This is a genomic window from Streptomyces sp. R21 (assembly GCF_041051975.1).
Lineage (GTDB): Bacteria > Actinomycetota > Actinomycetes > Streptomycetales > Streptomycetaceae > Streptomyces.
In genome coordinates, this window is sequence record NZ_CP163435.1 from 1246501 (window position 1) to 1267327 (window position 20827).

17 protein-coding genes and 2 pseudogenes are annotated in these 20827 nt (G+C 69.2%); 12 read left to right on the forward strand and 7 right to left on the reverse strand.

Annotated features, from left to right (window positions below; genetic code table 11):
* Positions 1–79: 79 nt before the first annotated feature.
* The 7 genes from AB5J56_RS05825 to AB5J56_RS05855 all read left to right on the forward strand — a co-directional run bounded on the left by AB5J56_RS05825 (position 80) and on the right by AB5J56_RS05855 (position 11098).
* Complete coding sequence (locus tag AB5J56_RS05825) at positions 80–3724, forward strand: glycoside hydrolase family 3 C-terminal domain-containing protein (protein ID WP_369230722.1); 3645 nt, start codon at positions 80–82, stop codon at positions 3722–3724.
* Positions 3725–4097: 373 nt separating this feature from the next.
* Positions 4098–5300 carry an IS110 family transposase gene (locus tag AB5J56_RS05830; protein WP_369230724.1) on the forward strand — a complete coding sequence of 401 codons (1203 nt, stop codon included), beginning with the start codon at positions 4098–4100 and terminating at the stop codon, positions 5298–5300.
* 120 nt (positions 5301–5420) lie between these two features.
* Complete coding sequence (locus tag AB5J56_RS05835) at positions 5421–6734, forward strand: PHB depolymerase family esterase (RefSeq protein ID WP_369230726.1); 1314 nt, start codon at positions 5421–5423, stop codon at positions 6732–6734.
* A gap of 48 nt (positions 6735–6782) precedes the next feature.
* Positions 6783–8849: an alpha-L-fucosidase gene (locus AB5J56_RS05840; RefSeq protein WP_369230728.1), complete on the forward strand. Its 2067-nt coding sequence runs from the start codon at positions 6783–6785 to the stop codon at positions 8847–8849.
* Positions 8850–9041: 192 nt separating this feature from the next.
* The gene (gene sigJ, locus AB5J56_RS05845) at positions 9042–9980 is read left to right on the forward strand and encodes an RNA polymerase sigma factor SigJ (RefSeq protein WP_369230730.1); all 939 of its coding nucleotides are present in this window, start codon (positions 9042–9044) and stop codon (positions 9978–9980) included.
* Between the two features lie 105 nt (positions 9981–10085).
* Positions 10086–10544: a VOC family protein gene (locus tag AB5J56_RS05850; RefSeq protein WP_369230732.1), complete on the forward strand. Its 459-nt coding sequence runs from the start codon at positions 10086–10088 to the stop codon at positions 10542–10544.
* Positions 10545–10717: 173 nt separating this feature from the next.
* On the forward strand, positions 10718–11098 hold the full coding sequence (locus AB5J56_RS05855; protein WP_369230734.1) for a nuclear transport factor 2 family protein: 381 nt from the start codon (positions 10718–10720) through the stop codon (positions 11096–11098).
* A 25-nt stretch (positions 11099–11123) separates the two neighbouring features.
* Here the strand turns inward: AB5J56_RS05855 and AB5J56_RS05860 are convergent, their stop codons facing one another.
* From AB5J56_RS05860 to AB5J56_RS05880, 5 genes and pseudogenes are all read right to left on the reverse strand, one after another.
* Positions 11124–11789, reverse strand: a complete 666-nt coding sequence (locus AB5J56_RS05860; protein WP_369230736.1) for a dihydrofolate reductase family protein — start codon at positions 11787–11789, stop codon at positions 11124–11126.
* Positions 11789–12361, reverse strand: coding sequence for an SRPBCC family protein (locus AB5J56_RS05865; RefSeq protein WP_369242371.1), 573 nt, complete (start codon positions 12359–12361; stop codon positions 11789–11791). Before AB5J56_RS05865 ends, AB5J56_RS05860 begins: the two co-directional genes overlap by 1 nt.
* Positions 12345–12707, reverse strand: a complete 363-nt coding sequence (locus AB5J56_RS05870; protein ID WP_369230738.1) for an ArsR/SmtB family transcription factor — start codon at positions 12705–12707, stop codon at positions 12345–12347. The genes AB5J56_RS05865 and AB5J56_RS05870 overlap by 17 nt, the downstream gene beginning before the upstream one ends.
* 76 nt (positions 12708–12783) lie before the next feature.
* Positions 12784–12939: pseudogene (locus AB5J56_RS05875) on the reverse strand (DUF3592 domain-containing protein); the annotation flags it as partial.
* Between the two features lie 14 nt (positions 12940–12953).
* Positions 12954–13291 (reverse strand): annotated as a pseudogene (locus AB5J56_RS05880) (hypothetical protein); the annotation flags it as partial.
* Between the two features lie 168 nt (positions 13292–13459).
* Between AB5J56_RS05880 and AB5J56_RS05885 the strand changes: the two are divergent.
* Positions 13460–13957 carry a pyridoxamine 5'-phosphate oxidase family protein gene (locus AB5J56_RS05885; RefSeq protein WP_369230740.1) on the forward strand — a complete coding sequence of 166 codons (498 nt, stop codon included), beginning with the start codon at positions 13460–13462 and terminating at the stop codon, positions 13955–13957.
* Positions 13958–14010: 53 nt separating this feature from the next.
* Positions 14011–14553 carry a GNAT family N-acetyltransferase gene (locus AB5J56_RS05890; RefSeq protein WP_369242373.1) on the forward strand — a complete coding sequence of 181 codons (543 nt, stop codon included), beginning with the start codon at positions 14011–14013 and terminating at the stop codon, positions 14551–14553.
* A gap of 45 nt (positions 14554–14598) precedes the next feature.
* Here AB5J56_RS05890 and AB5J56_RS05895 read toward each other — a convergent pair whose 3' ends face one another.
* A complete protein-coding gene (locus AB5J56_RS05895) occupies positions 14599–16020 on the reverse strand; it encodes a hypothetical protein (protein ID WP_369230742.1) in 1422 nt (473 codons plus the stop codon).
* 426 nt (positions 16021–16446) lie between these two features.
* Here AB5J56_RS05895 and AB5J56_RS05900 point away from each other — a divergent pair, with 426 nt between their 5' ends.
* Positions 16447–17709 (forward strand): MFS transporter, encoded by a 1263-nt coding sequence (locus AB5J56_RS05900; RefSeq protein ID WP_369230744.1) that lies wholly within the window; start codon positions 16447–16449, stop codon positions 17707–17709.
* Positions 17710–17795: 86 nt separating this feature from the next.
* On the opposite strand, the gene AB5J56_RS05905 is transcribed toward AB5J56_RS05900, so the two are convergent.
* Positions 17796–18749, reverse strand: coding sequence for a LysR family transcriptional regulator (locus AB5J56_RS05905; protein ID WP_369230745.1), 954 nt, complete (start codon positions 18747–18749; stop codon positions 17796–17798).
* Positions 18750–18871: 122 nt separating this feature from the next.
* Between AB5J56_RS05905 and AB5J56_RS05910 the strand changes: the two genes are divergently transcribed.
* Positions 18872–19852, forward strand: a complete 981-nt coding sequence (locus AB5J56_RS05910; protein ID WP_369230747.1) for a fumarylacetoacetate hydrolase family protein — start codon at positions 18872–18874, stop codon at positions 19850–19852.
* A complete protein-coding gene (locus AB5J56_RS05915; RefSeq protein WP_369230749.1) occupies positions 19849–20805 on the forward strand; it encodes a cyclase family protein in 957 nt (318 codons plus the stop codon). Before AB5J56_RS05910 ends, AB5J56_RS05915 begins: the two co-directional genes overlap by 4 nt.
* The last annotated feature ends 22 nt before the right edge of the window (positions 20806–20827 follow it).

Here is a 20827-nt window from a genome sequence, read left to right on the forward strand (position 1 = left end):
CCGGTGCTGATCGCTGCCTGGGGATCGTGCCCGGTGTTCAGCGCTCCCCGCCCTCGTTTTTGATGCGCAAGGAGGCGCGATGCACAGAACCAACGCACCCTGGTTACGCGCGGCCGTGGCGGCCGCGTGCTCCTTCGGCCTGCTCGGTACGGTCGGCGGCACGGCTCATGCCGGTCCCCGGTCTGCCGTCCGGGCCTCCCCGCCCATCTATCTCGACACCGCCCATTCGTTCGCGGAGCGGGCCGCGGACCTGGTCTCGCGGATGTCACTGGACGAGAAGATCCAGCAGCTGCACACCAACAGCGCGCCGGCCATTCCGAGGCTGGGCGTGCAGCAGTACACGTACTGGAGCGAGGGGCAGCACGGCATCAACGCCCTGTTCGCCAACACCAACCCGGGCTCGGTGACCGGTGGCGTGCACGCCACCAGCTTCCCCACCAACTTCGCCGCCTCCATGTCCTGGGACAAGGACCTGATGTACAAGGAGACGACGGCGATCTCGGACGAGGCCCGAGGTCTTCTGGACAAGTCGCTGTGGGGAACCGGACAGAACAACCTCGGGCCCTCGAGGGACGACTACGGGATGCTCACCTACTGGGCGCCGACGGTCAATCTCGACCGTGACCCGAGGTGGGGCCGCACCGACGAGGCGTTCGGCGAGGACCCGTACTTCACCGGGCAGATGGCGGGTGCCTTCGTGAACGGCTACCAGGGCCAGAATCCCGACGGCAGCCCGCAGAGCAAGTACCTGAAGGTCGCCTCGACCGCGAAGCACTACGCGCTCAACAACGTCGAGCAGGACCGCACCGGCATCAGTTCGGACGTCTCGGACGACGACCTGTACGACTACTACACCGCGCAGTTCAAGAGCCTGATCGAGAAGTCACATGTCGCGGGCCTGATGACGTCGTACAACGCGATCAACGGCACACCGTCGGCGGCCAACACGTACACCACCAACCAGATCGCGCAGCGCACGTACGGCTTCGGCGGGTACATCACCTCCGACTGCGGCGCGGTCGGCACCACGTACCAGTCCTTCCCCGCCGGCCATGACTGGGCGCCGCCCGGCTGGACCACCGACCACAAGGGCGCCAACGCGACCTGGACCAACACCGCCACGGGCCGCAAGGTGTCCGGGGCAGCCGGCGGTCAGGCCTACGCACTGCGCGCGGGCACCAACGTCAACTGCACGGGTGCGGAGGCCACCTCACCCAACCTCGAGCAGGCGATCAAGGCCGGTGTCCTCAGTGAAGGCGTCATCGACAACGCGCTGGTGCACCTGTTCACCATCCGGATGCAGACCGGTGAGTTCGACCCGGTGAACCAGCAGCCGTACACGAAGATCACCAAGGATGCGATCGAGTCACCGGCCCACCAGGACCTGGCCCGGACCGTAGCCGACAACGCGCTCGTCCTGCTGCAGAACGACAAGGTCACGGACAACGGCAGGCCGCTGTTGCCGGCCGACCCGGCCACGCTCGGAAAGGTCGTCATCGTCGGCGATCAGGCCGGGAAGGTCACCCTCGGCGGCTACTCGGGCGATCCCACCAAGAAGGTGGACGCAGTCCAGGGCATCACCGCCCAGGTCAGGGCAGCCAACCCCGATGCGAAGGTCGTCCACGACGCGGCCGGCACCTCCAGCACCGCGACCGGCGAGGCGACGCTGAGCGCCCAGACCCAGGCCGATATCAAGAGTGCCGACCTGGTGGTCGTCGCGGTCGGCACCGACGATGCCACGGCAGGCGAGGGCAAGGACCGTAGCGGGCTGGCCCTGCCCGGCAACTACGGCAGCCTCATCGACCAGGTCTCCGCCCTGGGCAATCCCAGGACGGTGCTGGACATTCAGTCCGACGGGCCGGTCGCCATCGAGCCCTACCGCGCCAAGGTCGCCTCGATCGTCTTCGCCGGCTACAACGGCGAAAGCCAGGGCGACGCCCTCGCCGACGTCCTGTTCGGCAAGCAGAATCCCGGCGGGCACCTCAACTTCACCTGGTACAAGGACGACTCCCAGCTGCCCGCCGTCTCCGACTACGACCTCGCACCGAGCGGGACCGGCGGTCTGGGCCGCACTTACCAGTACTTCACGGGCACGCCGACCTATCCCTTCGGCTACGGCCTGAGCTACACCACGTTCGCCTACTCCCACGTCCGCGCCGACCGTTCCTCGGTGAACGCCGACGGGACGGTGAACGTCCGCTTCGATGTCACCAACACCGGCAGCGTGCCCGGAACCACGGTCGCCCAGCTGTACGCGGCCACCGACTTCACGGTCAAGGACCGCGAACTGCCGAAGAAGCGGCTCGTCGGCTTCCAGAAGACCCGGGTGCTCCGGCCCGGTGCCACCCAGCACATCACCCTGCGCGTCCGGGTCCCCGAACTCGCCTTCCACGACGGACAGAAGGCCAAGCAGGTCGTCCACAACGGCACGTACCGGTTCGAGGCCGGACCGGACTCCGCCACCACCGCGGGATCCGCCAGGGTCACCGTGCACGGCAGCCTCACCCCGCACGTGAAGTACGTGACCGTACAGCCCGAGGCCGTGGTCTACAGCGCGGGCGACACAGTCGACCTCACCGCCCGCAACCAGTGGATCAAGGACGACACCGACCCCACGGCCCAGCCCGGCCGCAACCTGAACGTCACCGCCGACCACATCGTGGAGGCGGTCAACGACGACGGTTCCTTCCTGGACCTGTCCAGGACCAAGGTCCGCTACACCAGCAGCGATCCGTCCGTCGCCACCGTCAGCGGCAAGGGGCTGGTGACCGCGGTGGGCAACGGTGTGGCCACCATCAGCGCAACCGTGCACGGCGTCACCGGTTCCGCGGTGATCCGCGTGCACCACACCCTGACCCTCTCCGCCGCCCCGATCGTCACGTCCGGGTCCCCTGTCACCGCGACCACCACCTACACCAACACCGGCCCGAGCGCCCTGCCGAAGGCCTCGGTCACTCTGGCCGTGCCCGACGGCTGGAAGGCCACCCCCACCTCACCGGCCACCTTCCCGAGCATCCCGGCCGGCGCCTCCGTCAAGACCACCTGGACGGTCACCCCTCCGGCCGGCGTCAAGCCCGGCACCTACGCCCTGGCCGCCTCGGCGACCTATCAGGGTGCCCGGGCCAGCGACGACGCGGCAGGCCAACTGTTCGTCCCCTACTCCTCCATCGACGACATCACCAAGAACATCGGCATCAGCGATGACGCCACTCCCGGTGCCGGCAACCTCGACGGCGGCGGTCAGAGCATGTCTCAACAAGCCCTCGCCACCCAGGGGATCACCTCCGGCGGCACCGTCACGCACGGCGGACTGAGCTTCACCTGGCCCACCACCGGCACCGGCAAGCCGGACAACATCGTGGCCGGCGGCCAGACCGTCCCCTTCACCGGAAGCGGCACCAAACTCGGATTCCTCGGCACCGCCGACTACGGCAACGCCTCCGGCACCGGCCTGATCACCTACACCGACGGCACCACCCAGAGCTACACCCTGTCCTTCGCCGACTGGTGGAGCAACAGTCCCGTCGACGGCACCGACATCGTCGCCACGACCGACTACATCAACGGCGGCAGCGGCAAGATCCAGCAGAAGGTCAGCGTGTACGGCGCCACCGTGCCGCTCCAGGCAGGCAAGACCGTGGCCTACCTGACCCTGCCGAACGTCGGCTCCGACGCGGTGTCAGGCCAGGTGGCCATGCACATCTTCGCCACAGCCATCGGCTGACCAGCCACCCGGTGGGCGCCGCATCCAGCGGCGCCCACCACGGCGTCCCCGCCGGAGCCAGGGTCGGCGTAACAGGGGCGACGACTCGCCTCGGATCCGCACCCCACCGGCACCGGAGTCGGACGCCCGGCCCCCCCCATTACCGTCTTCGTAGCCCCGCAACGGGGTTACCGGCCTTCGGAGTTGGCATGACTACCTCCCCTTGTCGAGTGCATGGCCCGGGGGGTGGTGTCACCAGCTCCGAAGGCACTGAAAGACCGCTGATTAGGGGCATGACCACCGGCTTCTTCGCAGGTCGGGAGGCTCTTCGTAATGTGGATGTGGCGATCAGTGCCGTGGCAGGCCGGGTGAACAGCACCGAAGGAACCACGACGTGATCGACACCAGCGACATCGACGTCTACCTCGGACTGGACGTCGGCAAGGGCGAACACCACGCCACCGCACTCACCCCGGCCGGGAAGAAGACCTTCGACAAGCGGCTGCCCAACAGCGAACCCAAGCTCCGCGAGGTCTTCGCCAGGCTGCAGGTCAAACACGGCACCGTCCTCGTCATCGTCGACCAGGTGGCCTCGATCGGGGCCCTGCCGCTGGCCGTCGCCCGGGACCTGGGCTGCCACATCGCCTACCTGCCCGGCCTGACGATGCGGCGGATCGCCGACCTCTATCCCGGCGAGGCCAAGACCGACGCGAAAGACGCGTTCATCATCGCCGACGCGGCCCGGGCGATGCCGCACACGCTTCGCTCGGTCGACCTCGACGACGAAACCATCGCCGAACTCCAGATGATCGTCGGCTTCGACGACGACCTCACCGCCGAGGCGAATCGCCTCTCCAACCGGCTCCGCGGCCTGTTCACCCAGATCCACCCGCACCTGGAACGAGTCATCGGCCCGCGCATGCAGCACCCGGCCGTCCTCAGAATGCTGGACCAGTTCGGCTCGCCGGCCCAGATCCGCAAGGCCGGACGCCGACGACTCATCACTCTGATCCGCCCGAACGCGCCCCGCATGGCCGATCGTCTGATCAACGACATCTTCACCGCGCTCGACGAGCAGACCGTCGTCGTTCCGGGCACAGACGCGGCCGCACTGATCGTCCCCAGCCTCGCCAACTCACTCCAGGCGGTGCTCGACCAGCGCAAAATCCTCGCCCACCGGATCGAGGAACTACTGGAGGCCCACCCTCTTTCCAAGGTCCTGACGTCCATGCCCGGCATCGGCATCAGGACCGGAGCCCGTATCCTCATCGACGTCGGCGACGGCACCGCCTTCCCGTCCGCCGCCCACCTCGCCGCCTACGCCGGCCTCGCCCCCGCCACCCGCAGCTCCGGGTCCTCCATCCGCGGCGAACAGCCCTCCAGACGGGGAAACAAGCAGCTCAAACGGGCTTTCTTCCTCTCCGCGTTCGCCGCCCTGGCCGACCCCGCCTCCCGCACCTACTACGACAAGAAGATTGCCCAGGGAAAGCACCACACCCAGGCTCTCCTCTGCCTCGCCCGACGCCGAGCCGACGTGCTCTTCGCGATGCTCCGCGACGGCACCTTCTACCAACCACCAACCCCGACTACCCCTTGACCAAAGTCATAGGGGCACCCCCCCGGTTGAACCGCCGCCGGGCGAGCCGCTTCCCGGCCCACACCGATCACCGGAAACGAGGTCCCCCTTGTGACACGTACTCTGCGCACGGTCCTGGCAATGGTGTTACTGCCGCTGGCCGCCGCCTTCACGCTCCTGGTACCCCGGCCGGCAGCCGCGGCGAGCCTGGCCCAGATCACCGGCTTCGGGACCAACCCCACCAACCTCAACATGTACGTCTACGCTCCCGACCACCTGGCGCCCAAGCCCGCCCTGCTGGTCCTGGTCCACTACTGCGGCGGCTCGGCCCAGGGCATCTTCGGCGGCAACGGGCACGACTACGCCACCGCCGCCGACCGGTACGGCTACCTCATCGTCCTGCCCGAGGCGACCCGCGACGGCCACTGCTTCGACGTCTCGAGCCCCGCGGCCCTCAAACGCAACGGCGGCAGCGACTCCACCGGCATCATGTCCATGGTCGACTGGACCCGCCGGCACTACAACGTGGACCCGGCTCGCATCGTGGTCAGCGGCTTCTCCTCCGGAGCCATGATGACCAACGTGCTGGCCGCCGAGTACCCCGACGTCTTCAGCGCGGCCTCCGCGTTCTCCGGAGTGCCGGCGGGCTGCTTCGCCACCACCGACGGCTCCACGTGGAACGGCCAGTGCTCCAGCGGCAATGTCATCAAGTCGGCTCAGCAATGGGGCGACCTGGCCCGTTCCATGTATCCGGGGTACACCGGCGGCTACCCGCGCATGCAGCTGTGGCACGGCACCACCGACACCACCCTCGCCTATCCCAACTACGGCGAGGAGATCAAGCAGTGGACCAACCTCCACAGCCTGAACCAGACACCCGCCGCCACCGACCATCCCCAGTCGTCCTGGACCCGCACCCGCTACGGAGGCACCGGCCAGCAGTCCCCCGTCGAAGGCATCAGCATCGCGAACACGGGCCACACACTGCCGCAGCCCGGCATGCTCGCCTATGCCATCACCTTCCTCGGTCTGGACGGCGGCGGCACCACCACCCCGCCCAGCACCGGTGCGCTGCACGCGGTGGGTTCGGGCAAGTGCCTTGACGTGCCGAACGCGTCGACCACGGCCGGCGTGCAGCTGCAGACCTGGGACTGCCAGGGCGGGGCCAACCAGACCTGGACCCACACCGCGTCCGGGCAGCTGACGGTGACCATGTCCGGTACCACGTTGTGTCTGGACGCCTACAACCACCAGACCACCCCCGGCACCAAGGTGGTGACCTGGCCGTGCAACGGCGGGGCCAACCAGCAGTGGGCGCTGAATTCCAATGGCACGGTCACCGGCGTCCAGTCCGGCCTGTGCCTGGACGTCACCGGAGCGTCCACCGCCAACGGCGCTCCGGTCGGACTGTGGACCTGCAACGGCGGCGCCAACCAGAAGTGGCTCCTGAGTTGATGTTGTCACCGACACCCACGCCCAGCTGCCGACCCGAAAGGATCGCGTATGTGCACCGCAGATCGGCGCAGATCGGCGCCGAAGAAGCGTAGCCTCGCCAAACGCATGCTGACGGCGCTGTTAACACTCAGCCTGCTCGTGCTCACCGTGTGCACGGCGAGTGCCGCCGACGCGGCGGGTTCGTCCAACGTCGTCCCCGTCGCACCGTCGGACTCACCCGCCACGATCACCGCGAATGCGGCGAATGTCGTGCCGTCGTCGCGCCAACTGGCCTGGGAACGGCTGGAAGAGACGGCCTTCCTGCACTTCGGCGTCAACACCTACGACGGCAGGGAGTGGGGCACCGGCACCGAGGACCCGAACATCTTCCAGCCCACCGGTCTGGACACCGACCAGTGGGCGGCCTCACTGAAGAACGCCGGCTTCAAGGAGGCGATCCTCACCGCGAAGCACCACGACGGCTTCCTGCTGTTCCCCTCGAAGTACTCCGCTTTCGGCGTGGCGTCCTCCTCGTGGCTCGGCGGCAAAGGCGACGTGATCAAGAACTTCACGGCTTCCATGCACAAGTACGGCCTGAAAGTCGGCATCTACCTCTCACCCGCCGACCTTCACGAGAACCTGTCCGGCGGGCGGTTCGCCAACGGCAGCGCCGCCAAGCAGGTGACCATCCCCTCCGACCCCTCGGAGATCGTCAACGGGGTCAGCTTCCATCTCACCTCGGACGACTACAACACCTACTACGAGAACACCCTGTACGAACTGCTGTCCCGCTACGGCAGCGTCGACGAACTGTGGTGGGACAACGCCAACCCGACGAACCGAACCCAGCCCTACAACTTCAGCGACTGGATCAAGATCGTCCGCACCCTGCAGCCCAACGCCGTCATCGAGAACGACGGCGGACCGGACGTGCGCTGGGTCGGCAATGAGAACGGCTACGCCCGTTCTTCGGAGTGGTCCGTCGTCCCCTACACCGGTGATGCGGCGACCGCCGCTGATTCCATCCTGTCGGTGCCCGGCGGCAACGGCGCCTCCGACCTGGGCAGCGACTCCCTGCTGTCCCAGCGCAAGCCGGACGGCACGAGCGCCTGGAACCTGCTGCGGTGGTCTCCGGGGGAATGCAACACGACGCTGTCGGCGAACCACAATTGGTTCTGGCATCCCGGCGACCCCTTGAGGGGCGAGTCGGAACTGGAGGACCTCTACTACGGATCGGTGGGACGCAACTGCAACCAGTTGCTCGACATCGGACCGAACCAGCAGGGCGTCATCGATGCCCCGGCGGTCGCGGCCCTGACCCAGTACGGCAACGCGATCTCCTCGACGTTTAGCACCAACCTCGCCGCCGGCGCCGGTGTCGCCAACGACAGCGGGACCGCGAACAGCACCGGTCACACCCCGGGCCTGGCGCTGGACGGCAACCTGGACAGCTCCTGGCAGCCGACCGGGACCACAGGTGCAGTGGTGGTCACCTTGCCGTCGACGCGGACCTTCGACGTCATCTCGGTGCAGGAGGACCTGAACATCGGCCAGCGTGCGAAGTCCTACGCCGTGGACGCGTGGAACGGCAGCGCCTGGAACCAGGTGGCCAGCGACACCACGATCGGCCAGAAGAAGCTCGTCCGCCTCGCGTCCCCTGTCACCACCAGCCAGGTCAGGCTGCGCATCACCGGTTCCCGGGCCGCCCCGGCCATCGCCGAGTTCGGCCTCTTCCGCCGACCGGCCGGCTCCGGCGGGACGATCACGTCCGCCGCGTCCGGCAGGTGTGTCGACGTCAACAGTGGCACCACCACCAACGGCACCCAGCTGCAGCTGTGGGACTGCAACAGCAACTCCAACCAGCGATGGACCTACACCGCCAACAAGCAGTTGACGGTCTACGGCAACAAGTGCATGGACGCCTCCGGGCAGGGCACCAGCCCCGGCACCGCGGTCATCATCTGGGACTGCAACGGCGGAGCCAACCAGCAGTGGAACGTCAACTCCGACGGCACCATCACTGGCGTGCAGTCCGGCCTGTGCCTGGACGCGTACAGCGCCGGCACCGCGAACGGGACGAAGCTCGACCTGTGGACCTGCAACGGCGGCTCCAACCAGCGGTGGAGCCTGCACTGACCGATACGACGTCCATCGCGCCACAACCCAACCCACGTGACGCCCGGCCGCGCGAGTTCCCGGACCCCGGTCCGTGAACTCGCGCGGCCATCCGACGGTGCATCTCCTCTCCCATGCGCGGATGGGCTCACAATTCGACCAGCTCGTTCGTCGAATGGGAGAAGGGCAACTGCGAGCAGGAGAAGCGGCACCATGGACATTCACTCGGAACAAGCCGAACCAGGTCGCGACGAGACAGCCGCGCGGCGACACACGATCGCCGGCGAGCAGGGGCCACTGATCAATCTCGCCTACCGTCTCCTCGGTTCTCTCGCCGATGCGGAGGACGCGGTCCAGGAGGGCTACGCCCGGTGGTATGCCCTCTCCCGAGAGCAACAGGACGCCATCGGCTCACCGGGTGCGTGGCTGAGCACCGTCGTGAGCCGCGTGTGCCTCGACCTGCTCGGCTCGGCTCGCGTCCGGCGCGAGCACTACGTTGGTGAATGGCTCCCCGAACCTGTGCCCGACGCCATGGAGTGGTCTGGCAGGCGGCCCAGCGCCCCGCTCGACCCGGCGGACCGGATCACGCTCGATGAGTCCGTCGACATGGCCTTCCTCGTCGTCCTCGACTCGATGACCCCCGCCGAGCGGGTGGCCTTCCTCCTCCACGACGTGTTCCGCTACCCGTTCACCGAGGTCGCCGAGATCGTCGGGCGCACGCCGGGGGCCTGCCGCCAGCTCGCGTCGTCGGCCCGCCGCCGCGTCGGCGACGCACGGCCGATCGCGGCGCAGGCCACCCGCGCGCGGGTCGTCCGCGATTTCAAGCGGGCGTGGGAGACCCAGGACATCCAGGCCCTCATCGAACTTCTCGACCCATCGGCGACCGCGACAGCCGACGGCGGCGGTCGGGTCACCGCGTCACTGACCCCCATCGAAGGCGGCGCCGAGATCGCCCGGTACCTCGTCGGTCTCGCCCGGCAGGCGGGCACCTTGAATCTGCTGGAACGAACCGTCAACGGCCAGGCAGGACTCGTCGCCACCGATCGGGGAAAGACGGTCGCGGTGTACGCGTTCGAGATCGCCGGCGATCACATTCAGCGGCTCTGGGTCGTGCGCAACCCCCTGAAGCTCCGCGTCTGGATGCAGCGCTGAATGTCCGCACGGGCTCTGCGCCGGGGCGTCCGGCTCCGCCCCTGACACTTCCGGCCGCCGCGTCGTCGTACTCGTGAGATGCCTGAACCCGACCCGGAGGAACAGATGGACACATCGACCAAGGCCGTCCCCGACTTCGCATTGCACCTCATCGTCGACCACGTCGATCGCAGCATCACCTGGTACGAAGAGGCACTGGGCGCCACGGTGACCCGCATCCTCCGACTGCCTGACGGGTCCATCGCCACCGCTGATCTCGACGTTCACGGTCTGCCCGTCGCCATGGCCGCCCCCGTACCCGGCACCACCCTGGCCAGCCCCTCCTCGATCGGTACCTCGGTGGCCGCCTACCGACTCAGGGTCCAGGACGCCGACGCGGCGATGAGGCAGGCCCTCGCGGCAGGCGCCAGCGTGAGCACTGAGGTCCACGACGCGTTCTGGGGCGTACGTACGGGAGAGGTGCTCGATCCTTCCGGCCACCGCTGGGCATTCGACCAGCATGTGCATGATGTGCCGGTCGAGGAAATCGAAAGCCGCCTGGCTGGGCTCCTTTCGGGCGACTGATGGAACAGGCCACGTCGCCTCATCGGGGCCGCTGAGTGGTGGCGTGCCCACCGGAAAGTACGCCGCGTTTCGGCCGGCCTCGCCGGTCGGGCCATGCCCGTCCCCGTCGGCGCCGACCACCAGCTCGACGTACTCACCGCGCCGCACCCGGCGCCCGACCCTACGGTGGCACCATGAGCGACCCGGAGAAGAACAAGGCCACGGCCAAGGCGTTCTACGGCCTGATGTTCAACCAGTGCCGCCCGGCCGAGGCCATCGCCCAGTACGCGGGCGACACCTACATCCAGCACAACCCGCATGTCGCCGACGGCAAGCAGGAGTTCATCGACTACTTCGAGCGCATGGCCGCCGAGTATCCGGGCAAGCGCGTCGCATTCAAGCGCGCCTTCGCCGAAGGTGACCACGTCGTCCTGCACTGCCACCAGATCTGGCCCGACGAGGAGTACGCGGGCATCGACATCTTCCGCTTCGACGCAGACGGCAAGATCGTCGAACACTGGGACGTCCTCCAGGTCATCCCGCCCACCTCCAAGAACGACAACACCATGTTCTAGGCGATGCCTCGCGCTGAGGCGCGGGCTACCGCTTTCCGACGGTGTAGGTCAGGTGGGTCACCCGGGACGATGCGTCCGAGCGGGCCTGGTCCAGCGCGAGTCGGTCGAGGTCCACGCGGTCGAACAGGCGGATGCCGGTGCCGAACAGCACGGGCGCGAGGGTGATCGAGAACTCGTCGATCAAGCCGCTGTCCAGGTACTCCTGGATGGTCTCGGCGCCACCGGCGATGCGCACGTCGCGGTCGCCGGCGGCCTCGCGGGCCTGGAGCAGCGCGCTCTCGACGCCGTCGTTGACAAAGTGGAAGGTGGTGCCGCCCGGCCGCTCCCACGGGTCACGCTTGGTGTGGGTGACGACGAACACCGGTGTATGGAACGGCGCCTCCTGCGGCCACGCCAGCTCGCCGCCGTCGAACATGCGCTTGCCCATGACGCTCGCGCCGGTGCGCTCGTACGTCGCCCGTGCGATGTCGTTGTCGAGTCCTTCCTCGCCGCCCTCGCCGAGCTTGAGGTTCTCCCGGAACCACCGCTGCGGGAACAGCCACGCCTGAAGCTCCGACCACTTCGTCATCCAGCGCCGGGCCCTCGGGTCGTTCTGACCTTCCGGCGAGAAGACGTACTCGACGGGCACATCCTCGGGCGCGATGAAGCCGTCCAGTGACATCGTCACGCTGAAGAACACTTTCCCGGCCATCAGCGCACCGTCCCTTCCTGCCCGGTCTCCTGCTCAGTCGTGGTCTCGCCGGCGGTCGCCGGCCCGCGGCCCGTGGACCGCTCCCGGGCGACCTCCATGACGTAGGCCGCGAGGTTGCGCAGCGTCTGTTCGCCGCCCTCGATCGCGTGGTACTTCTCCACCGCCTCGTCGCGGAGTTCCTTGGTGGGGAACACCGTGCGCATCACGATCCGGGTCTGCTCGCCGGCGGGCTCGAAGGTCAGGACCGACTCGAAGGCGTCGGGGTCGTCGCCGGACTCGCCGTGCAGCAGGGCGATCCGCTCCGGCGGGACGATCTCCCGCCAGATGATCCACTCCTGGTAGTCGGTCCCGTCCGGTCCGTGCATCACGAAGTCCCACACCCCGCCGACGCGGAACTCGAAGGACCGCGTGGTGGTCGTGAAGCCCTCTGGTCCCCACCACCGCGACAGGTGCCGGACTCGCGTGAACGCCTCGAACACCAGCTCCCGCGGGGCGCCGATCACCCGGGAGATCAGGACCTCGCGGTCCGCGGTCGCGTGCGCAGCCTCGCCGCCGCTACTGGTCGTCGCCATCATGTGGTCCCTCCTGCCTTGCCTGCTTCAACTCCTGCACGTACTCGTCCAGCCGGTCGAAGCTCTCGCTCCAGAACCGCTCGAAGCCGCCCACCCACTCGTGGACCGGCCGCAGCCCGTCGGCGTCCAGGCCGTACAACCGCTGCTTGCCCGCCCCGCGGACCCGGACCAGCCCGACCTCCCGGAGGACCCGCAGGTGCTTGGACGCCTGCGGCTGGGTCATCCCCAGGTCCCGGGCCAGTTCGGTCACCGGCCGCTCACCGCCCCGCAGCAGCACCAGGATCTCCCGCCGCTGCGGTTCGGCGATCGCGTTGAACGCGTCCGAGGTCGTCGCCGCTCGTGCCATGGCGCCATCATATGCCTATATGGGAATACGTCAACGCCTCATCGCCTCGGCCTCAGAGGAACGCCACTCCCGCCACCCCGCCGTGCGGGGGCTCCCGCACCCGCCCGATCCGCCCCGTGAGCCGGACCGTCCGCTGCGCCTTGGTCACCCCGGCCAGCAACATGCCGTACCCGACCAGCGCGACCGCACCCCACGCCGCACACCACAGCAGCAGAACCTCGCCCCATCCCATGCGCTCTCCTCCTGCCGATCCGCGGGCGCGTCGTCCGGCGCGACGGTCAGCTCGAACCGCAGCGGTACGTCACTGGTCTCCCCCCGACGGCCTCCAGGCTCTCGATCACCGAGAGCGCCGTGCGCGGTACGACGGCCGCCTCCCGGGCACGACGCGGCAGGGTGCAGAGGAAGGAGACCAGCCCGTAGACCGCGGGCAGAACCAGCCCCATGACGATCAGCGACGTCTTCTCGATGACGCAGCCGCTGATGAAGGCGGTCAGCGACACCCCGATCACACCGCCCGTCAGGAACCCCAGCGCGAGGTCGGCGGGCGTGTTGTGGGGAGGCGGCGCGCCCGCGGTGATCGTCATGCGGCCGATTGCGCACGTCATGGGTAGCGGCCGACAGACTGCGAAGCCCTCGGGGCTTGCTTGGGAATGCGTACGCGCCGGATGTCGAGAACGTCCGGCCGGCTCCGTCCCAGGGACACGAGCGGCCACGGCAGAGCGCTCGACGACGCCGACGAAGGAGCGATCACCATGGAACCGACCGCGATCACCGAGATCCTGAACCGCCCGCTCAGCCAGGAGCTGCTGGCCCGCGACCTGACCCGCCTGGCCTACGTCGCCAAGGACGGCACACCGCGCAGCATCCCGATCGCGTTCACCTGGAACGGCTCGGAGATCGTCCTGTGCACCACGAAGAACGCCCCGAAACTGCCCGCACTGCGCGAGAATCCGATGGTTGCCCTCACCATCGACACCGAGGTCCACCCGCCGAAGATCCTGCTCATCCGCGGCCGGGCCGACTTGGACGTCGTCGACGGCATCCCGGACGAGTACCTCCAGATGAACGGCAGCTACGAGATGACAGCCGAGCAGCGCATCGCGTGGGAGGCCGAGGTCCGCTCGCTCTACGACGGCATGGTCCGGATCGTCATCACCCCGACCTGGGCGAAACTCATCGACTTCGAAACCACCTTGCCCACGGCGGTCGAGGAACTGATCCAGCAACGGGCCGAACGCCAGCACACCTGAGTTCAATGCGGCCGGAGTGGGACCCACCCTTCTCCGTGATCCAGAATCATTGGATGGTCACACTTGAGACTCCCCGATTGATCCTGCGTCGCTGGCGCGAGGAAGACATTGCGCCCATGGCTGCCGTCAATGGCGACCCCGAGGTCATGCGGTGGATCCGTGACGGCGGCGTCCGTGACGAACGGCAGACTCGCGACGGGATCCAGGCATGGGAGAGCGAGTGGGAGTCACAGGGCTTCGGCCTGTTCGCCGTGGAGATCCGGTCCACCGGCGAGCTGGCCGGGTTCACCGGCCTTTCGGTGCCCCACTTCTTGCCGGAGGTACTGCCGGCCGTTGAGGTCGGCTGGCGGCTGGGACGTTCCCACTGGGGGCAGGGCTTGGCCACCGAGGCCGCTGTGGCCGCCGTACGGTTCGGGTTCGAAGAGCGAGGGCTGGAGCGGATCGTCAGCATCACTCAAGTGGGCAACGACGCCTCCGAACGGATCATGACCAAACTGGGGATGCATCCGGTCCGTGAGACCGTCAATCCCACCTGCGGTCGGCGAGTGCGGGTGTTCGAGTTGTCGTCGGACCAGTACGTCACAACCGCTCGTTGATCCGGCTCGCAGGCGATACCGCCAGGCGCGTGCGGGCAGGCATGCTCAGCTGTACGCCCCGGCCTCCCACTTGCGTCGGCGCAGCGCGTCGTCGCTGAAGAGGTGCCGGCTCCGGTCGAGCAGTTCCCCCACCTCCGCTTCGTGGCGCCGTACGTCCGCGGACGGTTGCCAGCGCTGCACGGATTGCGCGGCCCAGGTGCGCAGCTTGTCATCCGGGTCCTCCAGCAGACCGACCGCCGCTCGTAGCGCGACGATGCCGCCGCGCGCGTCGAGCAGCCGGAATGCGCCGACGCGGATGTGCCGTGGCAGCTCGGGGCCGGTGCGCTCCAGTAGCCAGTCGACGGGCAGTTGCCCGGCCGAGGGGAGCAGGGCGACGGCCGCCTCGCGGACGACACCGGCGGCAGGGTCGCCGAGGAGCGGCCACAACCGCTTCGCATCCGCGCAGTCCAGTGCCCGCAGCCCTGCCACCGCCCGCGCCCGCACTGCGGCCACCGGGTGCGCGAGCAGAGGCCACAGCAGGCCGGCGTCCGCGCGGTTGCCGCACTCGGCCAGCCCGATGACCGCACCGGGCGGCACATCGAGGTCCTCCGGGGCCGTGCACCGCTCCCGGTACCAGGCCGCCGGATCACCTCCGTGCTGTCGTACGACATAGCGGGCGCAAGCACGCACCAGGGCGGACCGGTCGCTGAGAAACGACTCCGCCTGTTCTGACCGCCCCGCCCGCCGCAGCGCAGTGACGCCGGCCGAACGGGTGCGCGGGTTGCGCGCCGACAGCAGCGGAAGCAGCACATCCTCGTATGCCTCCTCCTCCCCCAGAGCCGCAAGCGCCGCTGTGGCACACAGGTCCTGGACCACGGTGTCCTCGTCCCGGGCGGCCACGCGGGCCAGCTCAGCGGGACGGAGCAGTCGGCCCTCGACTGCCAGTCGGTACGCGAAGCGCCGGGCCGTGCGGTCGGGGTCGGCGAAGAGAGCCCCGAGCTGCCCGTGGGATGCCCGGCGCAGGACCTGACCGAGTACGTCGACGCCGAAGTCACCTCTGCCGCGGCGGCCGACGCGGAGGATGAGCGGCGCAAGATCGAGGGCCGAGTCCACATCGAGAGCCTCGCGCAGCAGCTGCCGAGCGCGCTCGCGCACTGGGTCGGCCCAGTCGGCGCAGCGGATCACGATCAACGGCAGCAGGTCCGGGTATCGGGCCGACTGGCGCACCGCCTTCTGACGGACACGCCCGTCCCGGTGGCAGAGGGCGAGCGCGAGCCGGGACTCGCCGAGCTGAGTCAGGTCGGCGGACAGCGGAGCGAAGTGTTCCCACTCCGGAAGGAAGCGCGCGCGATACCAGGCCGCCCTGCGCACTCCTTCATCCAGCGCGAGCCAGTCACTGGGGTCGGCGACATCAAGTGTGCCCCGAAGCGGCGCACCTCCCGCGAGCCGCATCGCTGCTGCTGTCCCGTGTTCACTGTTCTCAAGCATTCCCGCCCCCTCCAGCAGCTGTTCCGGGTGATCGTAGGGCGCGGGGCTCACGCAGGGCACGCGAAATATGGCCCGTGATCGCCGGGGGCGCCGCCGCTCGGCACCCTGCGGAAGCGGGTCCACCGCGACAAGAGACGGCGTGTCCGTTCCGCGGCGTGCCCGGGGCTGCCTGAGAGCGCGGGCGTGCCCAAGGGGCTGCCCAAGTGCGCGGGTGGCGCCCATCCACCGCCTGGATGCGCTGGATACGGGATTCGGATGGCGCGGAGGATGGCGACCGGGCGCCGGACGACCCATAGTCGTCGCTACCCGCACGCCGCTGTCCGGACCAGCCGCCGGGGTGCGAAACCGTCCTCAGCTCAGCATGCCGTGCGCCGCAGGCGCCCGTGAAAGGCATGCCCGCTCCCGTACACCGTCCCTGGAGTCGCCATGCCCCGTTCCGTTCCGCCGCCGCCTGCCCCGGCGGTCGACGACCCCGCTCCGTCACCCGTGTCCGTCTCGGGCCCGGCCCATCTGGTGCGCGTGACCCTGTTGATGGCGGGCAGCTGTCTGCCGATCCTGGGGGCGGTGCTGATCGCCCCCGTGCTGCCGAAGATGCAGGACCACTTCGAGTCGGTCCCCGGCGCCAAGGCTCTGGTACCTCTCGCGCTGACCGTTCCGGCGCTGTCCCTGGCGCTGCTGGCCCCGTTCGCCGGGGTGATCGTGGACCGGGTGGGCCGCAAGCGCCTGCTGGTCGTGGCGACTCTCCTGTACGCCGTGTTCGGGACAGCCCCGCTCTGGCTGGACTCGCTGGGGGCCATCATCGCCGGACGTGCCCTGGTCGGGGTCGCCGAGGCGGCGATCATGACGTGCTGCACCACGCTGATCGGCGATTACTACACGGGTCAGCAGCGGGTGAAGTACCTGGCCCTGCAGACCATGTGCGCCTCCGCGTCGGCGACCGTCTTCTTCGTCATCGGCGGTGCGGTCGGCGCGGCGGGCTGGCGCGTGCCCTTCTGGATCTACGCGGTGAGCCTGGCGCTCGCCCCGCTGATGGCCTCCGCGCTGCCCGCCCCGGCGGCCCGCGCGGCCGTCCCCGATGCGGCATCGGGAACCCGACGCCCGTTCCCCTGGCGGCAGTTGGCGGGCATCTGCGCCCTCACCTTCTTCGGGGCGATGGTCTTCTACACCGTCCCGGTGGAGATGTCGTACCTGCTCGACGACCTCGGGGTGGAGAACTCCGGGGTGATCGGTCTGGCCACCGCCGTGGCGAGTGCCGCCACCGTGGGCGGTGCGGTCGCCTTCGCCCGGTTGAAGCGCTCACCGGACCCGATGCTGCCCGCCGTCCTCGCCCTCTGCGCCGCCGGTTTCGCGGTGGTGTTCCTCGCGGACAACGTCCCGCTGCTGGTTGTGGGAGCGGTGATCAACTGCCTGGGCACGGGGATGCTGTTGCCCGCCCTCCTCACCAGTGCCATGTCCCGCCTGGCCTTCGAGGACCGCGGCCGCGGTACGGGGCTGTGGACGGCGGCGTTCTTCGGCGGTGAGTTCGTGTGCCCGCTGGTGCTGCTCGCCGGGGAGTCGGCGGTCGGCAGCCTCGCGGGTGCGGTGGGCGTCCTGGGGCTGGCCGCCGCCCTCGTCGCGGCGGGGCTGCTGGCCGTCCGCCGCCGCGCGGGCGCTGTCGATCCCGGGCCGCTGCCGGAGCCTTCGTCCTGAGGACGTGGCAGCCTTCAGCCGGAGGCCCATAAGCCAGTCCCCGCGCACTCCCCACCCCACGCAATCCCGTAGGCACGGCATCGACGTCAGAGGCGTACCGCCCCCTGCCCGGGGGTAGCGGCATCCTCCGAGCCGTCGCCCATCAGCGCGGTTCCCACCTCCGCCGCCTTCTCCCGCAGCCAGATGTGGGCCGCGTCCTGGGCGTGCACCGGGTGCCACCACATCGCCTCCCGTACTGGTACCGCCTCGAAGGGACAGGGCAGCGCCCGGACCGCGGCGGAGCGGACCGCTCTGCGGGCCAGCCGCTCCTGGATCATCGCGACCCGGCGGGTGCCCTCGACCATGTGCGGCAACAGCTGGAAGGTCTGCACGGAGACCTCCACCCGGGGGCTGATGCCGATCATGCTGAGCTGCCGGGCGGCCGGGGCGTCGTAGGTGCGCTGGTAGACGGCCCACGGCAGACGGGCCAGCTGGTCGAGGGTGAGTGCGTCGCCGACCTCGGGGTTGTCGTCGGCGACCAGGCACAGCCAGCGGTCCTGGTAGAGGTCGACGGCGGGGAGGCCGTCGATCACGCCGTGCGGCATCAGCAGTCCGTCGACAGTGCTCAGCACGGTGGCCGTGTTCTCCACCACGGAGGGTGCCGGGTGCTGGAAGGTGAGCCGGATCCCGGGTGCCTCCTGGTGCAGGGCGCGGGACAGCTCGGCGCCGAACACGGCCGCGCCGTAGTCGGAGGCGAGCAGGGTGAACTCGCGGGTCTCGGCGGCCGGGTCGAAGTCGGCCTGGCTGGCGAAGACGCGCTCCAGCAGATCGCATGCGGTGGCGCTGCGGTCCCGCAACGCCACGCCGAGCGGGGTCAGTTCGTAGGCGTTGCCGGTCCGGGCGAGCAATTCGTCGTCGAAATGGCGGCGCAGCCGGGACAGCGCCGCGCTCATCGCGGGCTGGCTCAGGCCGATGCGCTCGCCGGCCCGGGTGACGTTGCGCTCCTCCAGCAGCGCGCGCAGGGCGACCACCAGATTGAGGTCGAGTCGGGTCAGGTTCACCGGGCACCGCCTGTGTCAGCCAAGAACTATCCACGTCATGGATTCGGCGCATCCACAGGATTGATTTCCGTGATTGGCCGTTCGAGGTCAGAGTAGACCGCAACCCAGCAGGAGGAAATCTGATGGCAACGCTCACGCAACCTGCCGGCCCGTTCGCGCTCGGCACGTTCTCCGCTCAGGACGGGAAGCCGTTCCCGGGTCTCCTGGCCAAGGAGCAGGTGCTGGACCTGACCAGCGCCCTGGACGGGGCACCGTCCGACCTGCGTGCCGTGGTCGAGCGATGGGAGGAGAGCCTCCCCGTCCTGCGCATCCTCGCGAACGACGACTCGCTCGACTGGCGCCCGCTGGAGGACCTGCGCGTGCACGCCCCGCTCGAGCCCCGCCAGATCTTCCAGTCCGGCGCGAACTACCGGCAGCACGTGATCGACCTGGAGGTCGCCCACCGCTCCCCCGACGACCCCCGCACGGTCGCGGAGGCCCGGGCCGAGGTCGCCGCGATCATGGACCGCCGGGCCGCCGAGGACCTGCCGTACGTCTTCATCGGACTGCCCAGCACCATCACCGGCCCGTACGACGACATCGTCCTCCCCTCCTGGGTCGAACAGCCGGACTGGGAACTGGAGTTGGCGGCCGTCATGGCCAAACCGGCCTACCGGGTCTCCGTCGAAGAAGCTCTGGAGTACATCGCCGGGTACACCATCGCCAACGACCTCACCGACCGCGCGACGGTCTTCCGCCGGGACATGAAGGCCATCGGCACCGACTGGCTGCGCAGCAAGAACGCGCCCGGCTTCACCCCGCTCGGCCCGTGGCTGGTACCCGCCGAGGCCGTCGCGGACCCGGGCGATCTGCGGGTCACGCTGAAGCTGAACGGCGAGACCATGCAGGACGAGTCCACCAAGGACATGCTCTTCGGGGTCGCCCGGCTGGTGTCGTACATCTCCCAGTCCGCCCAACTCCTGCCCGGTGACCTGGTGTTGACCGGCAGCCCGGCGGGCAACGGCATCCACTGGGGGCGGCTGCTGCAGGGCGGCGACGTCATGGAGGGGTCCGTCACCGGTCTCGGGGTCCAGCGCAACCGGTGTGTCGCGGAGGGCTCGTGAACCGGCTCGACCCCGAGGGCGCGATCGCCGAGGCCGCCAAGTCGTACTCGAACTGGGGCCGTTGGGGTGAGGACGACGTGCTCGGCACCCTCAACTTCCTCGACGAGCACAAGCGCCGCGAGGGAGCCGCACTCGTCCACCGGGGCGTCAGCTTCTCCCTAGCGCAGTCCTTCGACATGAACGGCCCGCAGAAGGGCTGGCGGCGCCGGACGAACCCCGTGCACACCATGCTCGACACCGGCGCCGACGCGGCGCTCGGCAACCAGGGCTTCCCGCACGGCATCGGCGGCGCCGACGACGTGATCGCGATGCCGTTGCAGTGCTCCACGCAGTGGGACGGGCTCGGGCACATCTTCGACCACGGCAGGGCGTGGAACGGACGGGCGGCCGAGCGGGTCGTCACCTCCGACGGCGACCTCGTCACCGGCATCGAGCACATGGCACCGTACGTCGCCGGGCGCGGCGTCCTGCTCGATGTGGGCCACGTCCTCGGCACTCAAGGCGAGTTGCCCGACGGTTTCGCGATCACCGAGGAGCACCTGACCGCGACCGCCGAGGCGCACGGGGTGAGCGTCGGGCGCGGTGACATCGTCGTCGTACGCACCGGACAGCTCACCCGCGCCCGGCGCGAGGGCTGGGGCGACTACGCGGGCGGCCCCGCGCCGGGCCTGTCCTTCACCGCCGCCGGGTGGCTGCACCGCACCGAGATCGCCGCGATCGCCACCGACACCTGGGGCTTCGAGGTGCGCCCGAACGAGTTCGAGCATGCCTTCCAGCCGCTGCACCAGGTCGCCATCCCCAACATCGGCCTGCTCATCGGCGAGATGTGGGACCCGGACGCCCTCGCCGAGGACTGCGCGGAGGACGGCGTGTACGAGTTCTGGCTCACCGCCGCGCCACTGCCGATCACGGGAGCCGTCGGCTCCCCGGTCAACCCGGTCGCCGTCAAGTAGCGAGCAATCCCAGTGGCCCCAA

What these genes read in the sequence shown, in the direction of transcription:
- AB5J56_RS05825 (WP_369230722.1), top strand. Translation starts at nt 80, where the DNA reads ATGCACAGAACCAACGCACCCTGGTTACGCGCGGCCGTGGCGGCCGCG.
- AB5J56_RS05900 (WP_369230744.1), top strand. Translation starts at nt 16,447, where the DNA reads ATGCCCCGTTCCGTTCCGCCGCCGCCTGCCCCGGCGGTCGACGACCCC.
- AB5J56_RS05865 (WP_369242371.1), bottom strand. Translation starts at nt 12,361, where the DNA reads ATGGCGACGACCAGTAGCGGCGGCGAGGCTGCGCACGCGACCGCGGAC.
- AB5J56_RS05855 (WP_369230734.1), top strand. Translation starts at nt 10,718, where the DNA reads ATGAGCGACCCGGAGAAGAACAAGGCCACGGCCAAGGCGTTCTACGGC.
- AB5J56_RS05870 (WP_369230738.1), bottom strand. Translation starts at nt 12,707, where the DNA reads ATGGCACGAGCGGCGACGACCTCGGACGCGTTCAACGCGATCGCCGAA.
- AB5J56_RS05840 (WP_369230728.1), top strand. Translation starts at nt 6,783, where the DNA reads ATGTGCACCGCAGATCGGCGCAGATCGGCGCCGAAGAAGCGTAGCCTC.
- AB5J56_RS05860 (WP_369230736.1), bottom strand. Translation starts at nt 11,789, where the DNA reads ATGGCCGGGAAAGTGTTCTTCAGCGTGACGATGTCACTGGACGGCTTC.
- AB5J56_RS05835 (WP_369230726.1), top strand. Translation starts at nt 5,421, where the DNA reads ATGGTGTTACTGCCGCTGGCCGCCGCCTTCACGCTCCTGGTACCCCGG.
- AB5J56_RS05850 (WP_369230732.1), top strand. Translation starts at nt 10,086, where the DNA reads ATGGACACATCGACCAAGGCCGTCCCCGACTTCGCATTGCACCTCATC.
- AB5J56_RS05910 (WP_369230747.1), top strand. Translation starts at nt 18,872, where the DNA reads ATGGCAACGCTCACGCAACCTGCCGGCCCGTTCGCGCTCGGCACGTTC.
- AB5J56_RS05885 (WP_369230740.1), top strand. Translation starts at nt 13,460, where the DNA reads ATGGAACCGACCGCGATCACCGAGATCCTGAACCGCCCGCTCAGCCAG.
- AB5J56_RS05890 (WP_369242373.1), top strand. Translation starts at nt 14,011, where the DNA reads ATGGTCACACTTGAGACTCCCCGATTGATCCTGCGTCGCTGGCGCGAG.
- AB5J56_RS05895 (WP_369230742.1), bottom strand. Translation starts at nt 16,020, where the DNA reads ATGCTTGAGAACAGTGAACACGGGACAGCAGCAGCGATGCGGCTCGCG.
- sigJ (WP_369230730.1), top strand. Translation starts at nt 9,042, where the DNA reads ATGGACATTCACTCGGAACAAGCCGAACCAGGTCGCGACGAGACAGCC.